The 14,545-nt window shown below is 74.9% G+C and carries 3 protein-coding genes; all 3 read left to right on the forward strand.

The window, feature by feature from the left end:
* The first annotated feature begins 56 nt into the window (after window positions 1-56).
* Window positions 57-7,889 carry an amino acid adenylation domain-containing protein gene (locus tag ABZY31_RS07020; protein ID WP_356405660.1) on the forward strand — a complete coding sequence of 2,611 codons (7,833 nt, stop codon included), beginning with the start codon at window positions 57-59 and terminating at the stop codon, window positions 7,887-7,889.
* Between the two features lie 75 nt (window positions 7,890-7,964).
* On the forward strand, window positions 7,965-8,222 hold the full coding sequence (locus tag ABZY31_RS07025) for an MbtH family protein (RefSeq protein WP_356405636.1): 258 nt from the start codon (window positions 7,965-7,967) through the stop codon (window positions 8,220-8,222).
* A gap of 81 nt (window positions 8,223-8,303) precedes the next feature.
* The coding region (locus tag ABZY31_RS07030) for an amino acid adenylation domain-containing protein (RefSeq protein WP_356405638.1) at window positions 8,304-14,545 on the forward strand (6,242 nt) is incomplete at its 3' end.

Raw genomic sequence — 14,545 nt, forward strand, 5'->3', positions numbered from 1 at the left:
AGGAGAGCGTCCAGGACACGGCCATCCCCGTCGTCTCCCGCGACGGCGTGCTCCCGATGTCCTTCGGCCAGCAACGCCTCTGGTTCCTGGAGGACTTCGACCCGGGCAGCGGCGAATACCACACCGCGATGGGCCTGCGGCTGAGCGGCCCCCTGGACGCAGCCGCCCTGCGCGCGGCCACCACCGACCTCACCGCCCGCCACGAAGCGCTGCGCACCACCTTCGGGGTCGTCGGCGGCCGCGGCGTCCAGGTCGTGCACGCCCCCGACGCGCCCGAGGCGGCCCCGCAGTGGCGCACCGCCGACCTCACCGACGTCCCCGCCGCCCAGCGCGAGGTGCGGCTGCGCGAGCTGGTGCGCGCCGAGACCGCCCGCGCCTACGACCTCAAGACCGGCCCGCTGGTCCGCGTCCTGCTGGTCCGGCTGGCCGCCGACGAGCACGTCTGCGTCCTCGGGATGCACCACATCGTCACCGACGGCTGGTCCATGGGCGTCGTCACCCGCGAACTGGGCGAGCTGTACGCCGCCCGCACCGAGGGCCGCCCGGCCGCGCTGGCCGACGTACCCGTCCAGTACCCGGACTTCGCGGCCTGGCAGCGCGGCCGCCTCGAAGACGGCGGCCTGCTGGAGCGGCAGCTCGGCTGGTGGCGCGAACGCCTCGACGGCATCGCCCCGCTGGAACTGCCCACCGACCGCCCGCGACCGGCCGTCCGCTCCTCCGCCGGAGCCGTGTACTCCTTCTCCGTCCCCGCCGACACCACCGCCTCCCTGCGCCACCTCGCGCAGGAGCAGGGCGCCACCCTCTTCATGGTGCTCACCGCCGCCGTCAAGACCGTCTTCGCCCGCTACTCGGGGCAGCAGGACATCGCGGTCGGCACCGCCACCTCGGGCCGCGCCCAGGCCGACCTGGACCAGCTGATCGGCTTCCTGGTCAACACCGTCGTCCTGCGCTCCCGGGTCGAGCCCGACATGAACTTCGGGCAGCTCCTCGGCCAGGTCAAGGAGACCGTCCTGGAGGCCTTCGCCCACGAGGACGTGCCCTTCGAGCGCCTCGTCGAGGCCGTGCGCACCGACCGCGACACCAGCCGGACCCCGCTCGTCCAGGCCATGGTGGTGCTCCAGAACGCGCCCGCCGAAGACCTCGGCCTGCCCGGCGTGAGCGCCACCGCCTACCCGGTGGACCGCGAGGCCGCCCCCTTCGACCTCACCGTCGAGTTCTTCGAGACCGACGGGGCCCTCACCGCCCGGGTCGGCTACAGCACCGCGCTCTTCGACGAGGCCTCGATCGCCCGTTTCGCCGGCCACCTCTCCACCCTGATGCTGTCCGCCGCGACCGCTCCCGACCAGCCGCTGGGCGCCCTCGCGATGCTCGGCGACGAGGAGTTCGGGCAGGTCGTACGGGACTGGAACGGCCCCCGCACCGAGCCGCTGACCGGGACCTTCCCGCAGCTGGTCGAGGCCCGGGCGCGCCGGCGCCCCGACGCGATCGCCGTCGAGGACACCCGCACCACCCTCACCTACCGGGCGCTGGACGAGGCCGCCAACCGGCTCGCCCACCACCTCGTCGCCCACGGCGCGGGACCCGGCTCGATCGTCGGCCTGTGCGTGGAGCGCGGCGCCGACCTGGTCGTCGGCCTCCTCGGCATCATGAAGGCGGGCGCCGCCTACCTGCCGCTGGATCCCGGTTACCCGGCCGACCGGCTCGCCTTTATGCTGGCCGACTCCGGCGCCGCGATCGTCGTCACCCAGACCGGCCCGCTGGCCGCACTGCCGCCCACGGACGCCCGCATCGTGGACCTCACCGCCGACCGCGCCCTGATCGACGCGCTCCCGGCGAGCGCCCCCGACGTCGTGCTGCACCCCGCGGACCTGGCGTACGTGATCTACACCTCCGGCTCGACCGGTACCCCCAAGGGCGTCCTCGTCCCGCACGCGGGCATCGGCAACCTCGCCTCCGCCGAGATCGACCGGCTGCGGGTCACCGAGGACAGCCGCGTCCTGCAGTTCGCCTCCTCCTCCTTCGACGGCGCCGTCATGGAGGTCCTGATGGCCCTGCCCGCGGGCGCCACCCTGGTGCTGCCCCCGCACGGCCCGATCGTCGGCGAGGCCCTCCAGGCCTTCCTGCGCGAACGCCGGATCACCCACACCCTCCTCGCCCCCTCCGCCGTCGCCACCCTCGTCCCCGAAGGCCTGGAGGAGCTGCGCACCCTGGTCGTCGGCGGCGAGGCCAGCACCGGCGACCTGGTCGCCCGCTGGGCGCCCGGCCGCCGGATGATCAACGCGTACGGCCCCACCGAGTCCACCGTCGTCGCCGCGATGAGCCTGCCGCTGACGGGCGGGGCGGTCCCGCCCATCGGCAGCCCCCTGCCCAACACCGCGGTCCGGCTCCTGGACGCCGCGCTCCAGCCTGTCCCCGTCGGGGTGCCCGGCGAGCTGTACCTCGCGGGCCCGCACCTGGCCCGCGGCTACCACGGCCGGCCCTCGCTGACCGCCGAGCGGTTCACCGCCGACCCCTACGGGGAGCCCGGATCGCGCATGTACCGCTCGGGCGACGTGGCCCGGCTGCGCGCCGACGGGGCCCTCGAATACCTGGGACGCGCCGACGACCAGGTCAAACTGCGCGGCTTCCGCATCGAACTCGGCGAGATCGAGAACGCGCTCGGCCGGCACGGCGCCGTCCGCGACGCCGTCGTCGTGGTCCACGAGGACGAGCGCGGCCGCAAGCGCCTCGTCGCCTACCTCGTCGCCCGCCCCGCCGCCGACGGCGGCCCCGACGGCGCCCCCGGCACCGGGGAACTGCGCTCCCACCTCGCCGGGTCCCTGCCCGACTACATGGTGCCCGCCCAGTTCGTCACCCTGGACCGGTTCCCGCTCACCCCCAGCGGCAAGGTCGACCGCCGCGCCCTGCCCGCGCCCCAGCCGCAGACCGCGGGGACCGACACCGCCTACACCCCGCCCCGCGACGCCACCGAGGAGACCCTGGCCGCGGTCTGGGCCGACGTACTCGGTGTCGAACGGGTCGGGATCCACGACAACTTCTTCGACCTCGGCGGGGATTCGATCCTCTCCATCCAGGTGGTCTCCCGGGCCCGCCAGGCCGGCCTGCTGCTCACCTCCAAGCTGCTCTTCGTCCACCAGAGCATCGCCGCCCTCGCCGGAGCGGTCGCGACGGTCGACGAGAACGCGGCCGCCTCCGCACCGGCCGAGGCGTCGGGCCGCGCCGAACTCACGCCGATCCAGCGGTGGTTCTTCGCCGAGCACACCGTGAACACCGACCACTACGGCATGTCCGTCCAGGTCGAGCTGGCTCCCGACACCGACACGGCGCTGTTGGAGCGCGCCCTCGGCGCGGTCGTCGGCCACCACGACGCGCTGCGCATGCGCTTCACCCGTGACGGTGGCGCGTGGATCCAGGAATACGCCGACCCGGCGGACCGCGCGGCCGGGCTCTTCTCCGTGCGCGACCTGTCCGCCCTCGGTGACGCGGAGCGCGAAGCGGCCCTGCACGAAGCCGCGGCGGGCGCGCAGCGCTCCCTCGACCTCGCGGGCGGCGCCCTCGTCAGGGGCGTGTTCCTGCGGCTCGGCGCGGCCCGCCCGCCGCGCCTGTTCCTCACCGTGCACCACCTGGTCATGGACGGGGTGTCCTGGCGCGTCGTCCTCGAAGACCTCGCCACCGCCTACGCCCAGCTCGCCGAAGGGCGCACGCCCGACCTCGGCGCCAAGTCCAGCAGCTACGGCCAGTGGTCCGAACGCCTCGCCGAGCACGTCCGTACGGGCGCCCTCGACCACGAGGCCGGCCACTGGCAGCGGGTCGCCGCGGCCACCCGCCCCCTGCCCCGGCCGGCCGGCGCGGACCCGGCCGCCCCGAACACCTTCGGGACGGCGGCCACCGCCTCCGTCACCCTCGGCCGCGCGGACACCGAGGCGCTCCTCCAGCGGGTGCCCGCCGCCTACCGCACGCAGATCAACGACGTCCTGCTGACGGCGCTGGGCCGGGTGCTGGGCGACTGGGCGGGCGACCCGGTCACCATCGCCCTCGAAGGCCACGGCCGCGAGGAACTGTTCGAGGACATCGACCTCTCCCGCACGGTCGGCTGGTTCACCACCATCCACCCCGTCACCCTGGACGTCCCCGCGGGCGACTGGGGCCCCGCCCTCAAGCACCTCAAGGAAGAGCTGCGCGCCATCCCCGGCCGCGGCCTCGGCTACGGGGCCCTGCGCTTCCTCTCGGCGCCGGGCACCCCGGGCCACGCCCTGCGCACCGCCCCCCACCCCGAGGTCAGCTTCAACTACCTCGGCCAGTGGGACGGCACCACCAGCCGCAGCGGCCTGGTCCGCGGCCGCCTCGCTGCCCTCGGCGCCGACCAGGCCCCCGACCAGCCCCGCCCGCACCTCATCGACATCGTCGCCGCCGTCACCGACGGAGAACTGCGCGTCGACTGGATCCACGCGCCCGCCGCGCACCCCACCGAGGCCGTCCAGCGCCTCGCGGACGCCTTCCTCGCCGCCCTGCGCGACCTGGTCGCCCACTGCCTGCTCCCGGACAGCGGCGGCGCCACCCCCGCCGACTTCCCGCTCGCCGCCCTGGACCAGGCCGGCGTCGACCGGATCGCGGGACACGGCAGCGCAGCGAAGGAGACCGAGGACATCCACCCGCTGACGCCGATGCAGGCGGGCATGCTCTTCCACACCCTCTCCGAACCGGGCTCCGGCGCCTACTTCGAGCAGCTGACCTTCGCCCTCGACGGGGTGCGCGACCCGCACCTGCTCGCCGCCGCCTGGCAGAGCGTCGCCGACCACACCGAGGTGCTGCGCTCCTCGCTCGTCTGGCAGGGCACCGAGCGCCCCCTGATGGTCGTCGGCCGCCGCGCCGAACTGCCCGTCACCCACCTCGACTGGCGCACGCTCACCGCGGAGCAGCAGCGCGGCGCCCTGCGCGCGTTCCTCGCCGAGGACCGCGCCCGGCCGCTGGACCTGAGCACCGCCCCGCTGATGCGGCTCGCCCTGATCCGGCTCTCCGACAGCACCGTGCGGCTCGTCTGCTCCTTCCACCACATCCTGCTCGACGGCTGGTCCACCTTCGACGTCCTAGGCCAGACGTACACCGCCTACGCCGCCCTGGCCGCCGGTGAGACGCCCGTCCTGCCCGCCCGCCGCCCCTTCTCCGCCTACGTCGACTGGCTGGAGCGCCAGGACCTCGCCGAGGCCGAGGCGTACTGGCGGGACCTGCTCGCCGGCGTCAAGGCGCCGACCGCGCTGCCCGGCGTCCGCGGCGGCGCGAGCGGCCACCGGGCCGGAGCCGCCGGCCGGACCGTGCGGCGCCTGTCGCCGCAGCTCTCGCGGGAGCTGGCCGACTTCGCCCGCAGCCACCGCATCACCGTCAACACCGTGCTCCAGGGCGCCTGGTCGCTGCTGCTGGGCCGGCACGCGGGGGAGCGGGACGTCGTCTTCGGCGCGACCGTCTCCGGCCGCCCCACCGAACTGCCGGGCGCCGACTCCATGGTCGGCATGCTGATCAACACCCTGCCGGTGCGGGTACGGATCGACGAGGACGCCCCGGTCGGCGACTGGCTGGCCGCGGTGCAGCGCGCCCAGGTGGAGGCCCGCCAGTACGAGTACGTACCGCTGCCGCAGATCCAGGGCTGGAGCGGCGTCGAGGGCGGCACCAGCCTCTTCGAGAGCCTGGTCGTCTTCGAGAACTACCCGGTCGACGAGCGGGCCGCCGCCGCCCACGGGCTGCGCCTGCACGGCCTGGAGGGCACCGAGGCCACGAACTTCCCGCTCAACCTGATCGCCTACGCGGGCGACGAACTGACCTACACCCTGGCCTACGACGCCGGACTGTACGACGACGAGGCCGCGGCCCGCCTCTGCGGCCACCTCGACGCCCTGCTGGCCTCGATCGCCGCCAGTGGCCCGGACCAGCAGGTCGGAGCCCTGACGATGCTCACCGACGCCGAGGCCGAGCTGACGCTGCGGTCCTGGAACGACACCGCCCGCCCGCTCCCGGACGCCACCCTGCACGAACTCTTCGCCGCCCGGGCCGCCCTGCACCCCGACGCCGTCGCGCTCAGCTACGAGGGCCGGGAACTGACGTACGCCGCACTGGACGAGCGCGCCAATCGGCTCGCCCACCACCTGGTCGCCCTCGGCGCCGGCCCGGAGCAGCTCGTCGGCCTCTGCCTGGAGCGCGGCCCGCAGGCCGTCACCGCGCTCCTCGCGGTCCTCAAGGCGGGCGCCGCCTACCTGCCGCTCGACCCCGGGTACCCGGCCGGCCGGCTCGCCCACATGATCGGCGACGCCGGAGTCCGGCTGCTGGTCAGCGACGCCGCGCTGCGCGAGCGGCTCCCGGACGCCCCCGGCGCCGTACTGGTCGACCTGGACGCCGACGCGGCGCGGATCGCGGAGCGCCCCGCGACCGCCCCCGCCGTCACCACCGCCCCCGACGGCCTCGCCTACGTCCTCTACACCTCGGGCTCCACCGGCACCCCCAAGGGCGTCCTGACCAGCCACCGGGCCGTCGTACGCCTGGTGCACGAGGCGGCGTACACGGACATCGGCCCGGGCGACACCGTCGCGCAGTTCGCCTCGCTGTCCTTCGACGCCTCCACCTTCGAGGTGTGGGCGGCCCTCCTCGGCGGGGCGCGCCTGGCCGTCCACCCCGCCGAACTGCCCACCGCCGCCGGACTCGGCCGGTTCGTCAAGGACCACGAGGTCACTCACCTCTGGCTCACCGCCGGCCTGTTCCACCAGGTTGCCGACGACGCCATCGGCGCCTTCAGCGGACTGCGCCAGCTCATCGCGGGCGGCGACCGGCTCTCCCCGGACCACTGCGCCCGCGTGCTGGACGCCCACCCGGGGCTGCGCCTGACCAACGGCTACGGGCCCACCGAGGCCACCACCTTCACCACCACGCACGACCTGCGCGGCGCCCTCGGCGACGGCGCGGTCCCGCTGGGCGCCCCGCTGGCCAACACCCGGGTGTACGTCCTGACCGGGGCCCTGGAGCCCGCGGCTCCGGGGGTTCCCGGCGAGCTGTACATCGCGGGCGCCGGACTGGCCCGCGGCTACCTCGGACGGCCGGGCCTGAGCGCCGAGCGGTTCGTGGCCGACCCCTACGGCGCCCCGGGGGAGCGGATGTACCGCTCCGGCGACCTGGTGGCCTGGCGGCCCGACGGCACCCTGGAGTTCCTCGGCCGCAGCGACGGCCAGGTCAAGATCCGCGGGTTCCGCGTGGAAACCGGCGAGATCGAAGCCGCGCTCGTGGCCCACCCGGCGGTGGGGGACGCGGCCGTCGTCGCGCACACCGGCGGCGGGGACGGCGCCGGGTCCGGCTCCGGCCGTACGGTCCTGGTCGCCCACGTGGTGCCCGCCGCGGGAGCGCCCGCCCCCGACGCCGACGAGCTGCGCGCCCACCTGGCCGCCTCGCTGCCCCCGCACATGCTCCCGGCCGCCTTCACCCGGCTGGCCGCCCTGCCGCTGACCGCGAACGGCAAGGTCGACCGCGCGGCTCTGCCCGCACCGGAAGCGGAGCGGCGCCTGACGGGCGCGACGGCGTACGAGGCCCCGGCCGGCGTCACCGAAGAGGTGCTGGTGGAGGCCTGGGAGGAACTGCTCGGGGCGGAGCGGGTCGGCGTGCACGACAACTTCTTCGCGCTGGGCGGCGATTCGCTGCTCGCCCTGCGGATGGCCTCCCGGATCAACGAGATCTTCGGCACCGACCTCTCGCCCCGGTCCCTCTTCGACCGGCCGACCGTCGCCGAGACCGCCCGGGCCGTGGAGGAGATCATCCTCGCCGAGCTGGAGGCCGCGGCCGGGGCGGCGGACGCGGCGGACACGCCGGACGCGTCCACCACGGCCGACGTGCCCGGCGCCGCCGAAACCCCCTGACGGCCCTCAGCCACCCATCTCGACCCACCCCCGTCCACCCACGTTCCTTCCTTCCCCCGTTCCGAAAGGCCCACCGTGTCCAACCCCTTCGAACAGCCCGGCCGTTCCTACACCGTCCTGGTCAACGACGAGGGCCAGCACTCGCTCTGGCCCACCGGCACCGCCGTCCCGGACGGCTGGCAGGCGGTCCTCGCCGACCGGCCGCGCGAGGAGTGCCTCGCCTACGTCGAGGCGAACTGGACCGACATGCGCCCGCGCAGCCTGGCCACCGCCTCCGCGGCGTCCGCGGCCCCCGCCGCCGCCCCGGCCGCCGACCCGGCGGCACGCGGCTGACACCGCGCCCTTCGTCACGAGCGGCCCACACCGCTCCCGCCGCTCCGAACCGCTGAACCGCACTCCCAGGGGGATCCCTCGATGAACACGCCGTCTTCCCGCGCGGACCGGATAGCCGCCCTGCCCGACCGGCTCCGGGAATCGCTCGCCCAGCGCCTCGCCGGCCGGGCCCGGCCCGCCGCCGCGGCCGCGGGGCCGCTGGTCCCCGCGGTCCCGCGGGGGGACGGCCTGCCGCTGTCCTACGGGCAGCAACGCCTCTGGTTCCTGGAGGACTTCGACCCCGGCCGCGCCGATTACCACTCGGCGCTGCCACTGCGGATCACCGGCGCGCTCGACGCAGAAGCGCTGCGGGCGGCCGTCGGCGACCTCGTGGCACGCCACGAGGCGCTGCGCACGACCTTCCGCGCCGAGCACGGCAAGGCCCTCCAGGTCGTCCACGACCGGCTCGCCCCCGGCTGGACGGCCGCCGAGGCGGACGGCGAGGACGGCGCACGGGAGATCGTCCGGGCGGAGATGGCGCGCCCCTACGATCTGGCGGACGGCCCGCTGGTCCGGGTCCTGCTGGTCCGGCTCGCGGCCGACGAGCACGTGTGCGTGCTCGGCATGCACCACATCGTCACCGACGGCTGGTCGATGGGCATCGTGGCCCGGGAGCTGGGCGAGCTGTACACCGCCCGCGTCGAGGGACGCGCCGCCGCCCTGGCCGACGTACCGGTCCAGTACCCGGACTTCGCGGTGTGGCAGCGCGGCCGGCTGGAGGACGGCGGACTGCTGGAGCGGCAGACCGACTGGTGGCGGGAACAGCTGAAGGGCATCTCGCCGCTCGAACTGCCCACCGACCGGCCCCGGCCCGCCGTCCGGTCCTCCGCCGGCGCCGTGCACGCCTTCGAGCTGCCGGAGCACACCCTCACCGCGCTGCGGGAGCTGGCCCACGCGCACGGCGCGACGCTCTTCATGGTGCTGACGGCCGCGGTCAAGGCGGTCCTCGCCCGCTGGTCCGACCAGGAGGACATCGCGCTCGGCACCTCCTCGGCCGCCCGCGGCCACCGGGAGCTGGAAGGGCTCGTCGGCTTCCTCGTCAACACCGTCGTGCTGCGCACCCAGGTCGAACCGCAGCTGTCCTTCGCCGAGTTGCTGGGCCGGGTCAAGGACACCGTCCTCGACGCCTTCGCCCACGAGGACGTCCCCTTCGACAAGCTCGTCGAGGCCGTCCAGCCCGAACGCGACCCCAGCCGGACCGCCCTCGTCCAGGCCATGGTGGTCCTCCAGAACGCCCCGGCCGACGCCCTCGCGCTGCCCGGCGCCGAGACCGCGGCCTACCCGCTGGAGCGCGACGCCTCCCTCTTCGACCTCACCTTCGAGTTCGAGGAGCGCGGCGGGCGGCTGCACGGCCTGATCGAATACAGCACCGAGCTGTTCGACGCGAGCACCATCGCCCGGCTCACCGGCCACCTGGAGGTCCTCCTCGACGGCGCCGTCGCCGACCCGGCCACGGCCGTCGGCGCGCTCCCGCTGCTCACCGACGCCGAACACCGGCAGATCGTCGTCGACTGGAACGCCACCGAACTCCCGGGCACCTCCGAGGAACTGATCCACGAGCGACTGGCGGCGCAAGCCGCCCGCACCCCCGACGCCGTCGCCGTGATCGCCGAGGACGCCACCCTCACCCACCGCGAGCTCGACGAACGTGCCAACCGGCTCGCCCACCACCTGAGCGCCCTGGGCGCGGGCCCCGGTTCCCTCGTCGGCCTCGCCGTCGCCCGCGGCTCGGCCATGGCCGTCGGCCTGCTCGGCATCCTCAAGGCGGGCGCCGCCTACGTCCCGCTCGACCCGGCCTTCCCCGCCGACCGCCTCGGCCACATGACGGACGACTCCGGCGCCCGGCTCATCGTCACCGAGAGCGCCGTCCGCGACCGGCTGCCCGCTTCCGGCGCCCGCCTCGTCGACCTCGACGCCGAGCGCGAGGAGATCGCCGCCCGCCCCGCCACCGCGCCCCGCACCACGGTCACCGCCCGGGACCTCGCGTACGTCATCTACACCTCGGGATCGACCGGCACCCCCAAGGGCGTCGCCATCGAGCACCGCAACGTCCGCCACATCTGCGCCTCCTGGGCGCAGCGCTACGGCCTCGACGACCTCCGGCTGCGCTTCCTGTCGGTCTCCAGCCTCTCCGTGGACCTCTTCTTCGCCGACCTGATCCGCTCGCTGCCCTTCGGCGGCGCGCTGATCATCGCCTCCAAGGACGTCACCACCGAGCCGCCGGCCCTGCTCGACCTGATCGCCGAGACCGGCGCGACCGGCCTGGAGATCGTCCCCTCCCTGCTGAACGCCGTCCTCCAGGACGTGGAGCGGCGCGGCGACGGCTTCCCGCCGCTGCGCCTGATCTCGGTGGGCTCCGAGGCCTGGCGCGTCGAGGACTGCGCCACCCTCCTGCGCCAGATCCGGCACGACGCCGTCGTCGTCAACGCCTACGGCGGCACCGAGGCCACCGTCGACTCCACCGTCTTCGTGCCGAGCGCCGAGGCGCCGGCCACCACCGTGTACGTGCCCATCGGCCGCCCGCTGCCCGGCACCCGCGTGTACGTGCTCGACGCGCGCCGCCGCCCCGTGCCCGTCGGCGTGCCAGGCGAGATCTGGATCGGCGGCGACGGGATCGGCCGCGGCTACCACGGGCGCCCCGACCTCACCGCCGAACGCTTCGCCGACAGCCCCTTCGTCGCCGGTGACCGGCTCTACCGGACCGGGGACCGGGCCCGGCTGCTGCCCGGAGGCGACCTGGAGTTCCTGGGCCGTGCCGACGACCAGGTCAAGATCCGCGGTTTCCGCATCGAACTCGGCGAGGTCGAGAGCGCCCTGCTCACCCACCCGGACGTCGCCGACGCCGTGGTCCTGGCCCGGCAGGAGGAGTCCGGCCGCCGCAGGCTCGTCGCGTACGTCGTCCCCGGCGCCGCGGGCGCCGACGGCGCACCGGACGCCTCCGCCCTGCGCGGCCACCTGTCCGGACTGCTGCCCGACTACATGGTCCCCGCCGTGTTCGTCACCCTGGACCGGCTCCCGCTCACCCCGAGCGGCAAGGTCGACCGCCGGTCGCTGCCCGAGCCCGAGATCCGGGCCGGTCGCTCCGGGGCCGACCACATCGCGCCCCGCGACGAGACCGAGCGGATCCTGGCCGACGTGTGGGCCGACGTGCTCGGCGTCGAGCGGGTCGGCGTCCACGACAACTTCTTCGACCTGGGCGGCGACTCGATCCTCTCGATCCAGGTGGTCTCCCGGGCCCGCCAGGCCGGGATCAAGCTCACCTCCAAGCTGCTCTTCCTGCATCAGAACATCGCCGCGCTGGCGGGCGCCGCCGTCGTCGCCGCACCGGCCGCCGCCGTGGCCACCGAGGTCAGCGGCCGCGCCGAACTCACGCCCATCCAGCGGTGGTTCCTCGCCGAGCACACGGTCGACCCGGACCACTACGCCATGTCCGTCCAGGTGGAACTCGCCCCGGACACCGACCCGGCCCTGCTGGAGCGCGCCCTCGACGCGGTCGTCGCCCACCACGACGCCCTGCGCATGCGGTACACCCGCGAGGGCGACGAGTGGATCCAGGAGTACGGGGACCGGCCCACCGGCCTCCTGTCCGTCCTGGACCTGGGCGCCGGCCCGGACCTCGAACAGCCACTGCACGACGCGGCCCTGGCCGCCCAGCGCGCCCTGGACCTGGCCACCGGCACCCTGGTGCGCGGCGTCCTCTTCCGGCTCGGCCCCGACCGGCTGCCCCGGCTCTTCCTCGCCGTGCACCACATCGTGATGGACGGCGTGTCCTGGCGCGTCCTCCTCGACGACCTGGCCACCGTCTACGACCAGCTCGCCGCAGGCCGCGCCGCCGTCGACCTCGGCGCCAAGTCCAGCAGCTACCAGGAGTGGTCACGGCGCCTCGCCGACCACGTCCGCGCCGGCGGCCTCGACCACGAGTACGACCACTGGCGCGCCGTCGACCCGGCGGGCGCCCCCGCGCTGCCCGCGGACCACCCGGACGGCAGCAACGTCACCGCCCACGAAAGCACCGTCGAGGTGCGCCTCGGCCGCCAGGAGACCGAGGCCCTGCTCCAGCGCGTCCCCTCCGCCTACCGCACCCAGATCAACGACGTCCTCGTCAGCGCCCTGGGCCGCACCCTCGCCGACTGGACCGGCAGCGACCGCCTCGTCCTCGGCCTGGAGGGCCACGGCCGCGAGGAGCTCTTCGACGACCTCGACCTCTCCCGCACCGTCGGCTGGTACACCACCCACTTCCCCGTCGCCCTGGACCTCCCCGGCGACCGGGCCTGGGACGGGACCCTGAAGTCCGTCAAGGAACAGCTGCGCGCCGTCCCCGGCCGGGGCCTCGGCTACGACGCCCTGCGCTTCCTCTCCGCACCCGGCACCCCGGGCCACGCCCTGCGCTCCGACCCGCTCCCGCAGATCAGCTTCAACTACCTCGGCCAGTGGGACGGCGCCACCGGCCAGGACGGCCTCATCCGCGACCGGCTCCCGGCCCTCGGCCTCGACCACGCGCTCGACGAGCCCCGCCCCTACCTCCTCGACGTCGTCGGCATGGTGGAATCCGGCACCCTCGGCTTCACCTGGATCTTCTCCGCCGAGGTCTTCGAACCGTCGACCGTGGAACGCGTCGCCCGGCAGTTCCTGACCGAGCTGCGCGCCCTGATCGCGCACTGCCTGCTCCCGGACAGCGGCGGCGCCACCCCCTCGGACTTCCCGCTCGCCGCCCTGGACCAGGCGGACGTGGACCGGATCGCCGGCCGCGGCAGCGCCGCGAAGGAGATCGAGGACATCTACCCGCTGACGCCGATGCAGGCGGGCATGCTCTTCCACACCCTCGCCGAACCCGGCTCCGGCGCCTACTTCGAGCAGATGAGCTTCACCGTGGACGGGGTGCGCGACCCGGCGCTGCTGGAGCGCGCGTGGCAGCACGTGAGCGATCACCTCGATGTCCTGCGCGGCGCCGTGCAGTGGGAGGGTGTCGACCGGCCGCTGCTGGTCGTGCACCGCCGTACCGGACTGCCCGTCGTGCACCTGGACTGGCGCACGCTGAGCGCCGGTGAACAGGCGCTCGCGCTGGAGCGCCACCTGGCCGAGGACCGCGCCCGGGGCATCGACCTGTCCGCCGCGCCGCTGGTGCGCCTGGCGATCGTACGGACCTCCGACACCTCGGTGCGCGTCGTGCGGACCTCGCACCACGTGCTCCTGGACGGGTGGAGCACCTTCCAGATGCTCGACGAACTCGTCACCGCCTACCGGGCCGTGGCGGCGGGGGAGCACCCCGCGCTGCCCGCCCGCCGCCCCTTCTCCGCCTACGTCGACTGGCTGGAGCGGCAGGACCTGGGCGAGGCGCAGGCGTACTGGAGCGCGCTGCTGGGCGACGTCACCGAACCGACCGCGCTGCCCTTCGACCGGCGACCCGCCGCGACGCACCGGGCCCAGTCCGCGCAGCGGCTGGTGACCCGGCTGAGCACGGAGGCCTCCGACCGGCTGTACGCCTTCGCCCGCGCCAACCGCCTGACGGTCAACGCCGTCCTGCAGGGCGCCTGGGCGCTGCTGCTGTCGCGCTACTCGGGCGAGCGGGACGTGGTCTTCGGTGCGACCGTCTCGGGCCGCCCGGCCGACCTGGCCGGGGCCGACGCCATGGTCGGCATGCTGATCAACACCCTGCCCGTGCGGGTCGAGGTCGACGCCGACGCGCCGGTCGGCGAGTGGCTGGCCCGTCTCCAGCAGGCACAGGTGGAGGCGCGGCAGTTCGAGTACGTACCGCTGCCGCAGATCCAGGGCTGGAGCGGCGCCCCGCGCGGCACCCAGCTCTTCGAGAGCCTCGTGGCCTTCGAGAACTTCCCGGCGGACGGCGGCGGGCACGACGGCGACGGTGACGGTGTGCGCCTGCACGGCCTGGAGGGCGCGGACGTCACCAACTTCCCGCTGAACCTGGTCGCTTACGCGGGTGAGGAACTGGCGTACGCGCTGGCCTACGACCCCGAGCTCTTCGACGCCGACACCATCGCGCGGCTGGCCGCCCATCTGGAGGCGCTGCTCACCGGGATGGCCGCCGAACCGGGTCGGCCCGTGGCGGCCGTGCCCATGCTGGCGCCGGGTGAGTTCGACCGGGTGGTGCGGGAGTGGAACGCGTCGGGCGGGGTGGAGGCTCCGGCGGGAACCATCCACGGGCTGGTGGCCGACCGGGCCGCGCTGTCGCCGGATGCGGTGGCGGTGTCGTTCGGTGACGAGTGGGTGACGTACGGGGAGTTGGAGGAGCGGGCGAACCGGTTGGCGCATCATCTGGTGGCGTT

This window comes from Streptomyces sp. NPDC006529 (genome assembly GCF_040611795.1).
Classification (GTDB): domain Bacteria; phylum Actinomycetota; class Actinomycetes; order Streptomycetales; family Streptomycetaceae; genus Streptomyces.

Coding starts and splice junctions, on each gene's coding strand:
- ABZY31_RS07020 (WP_356405660.1), top strand. CDS start 57: ATGTCCTTCGGCCAGCAACGCCTCTGGTTCCTGGAGGACTTCGACCCG.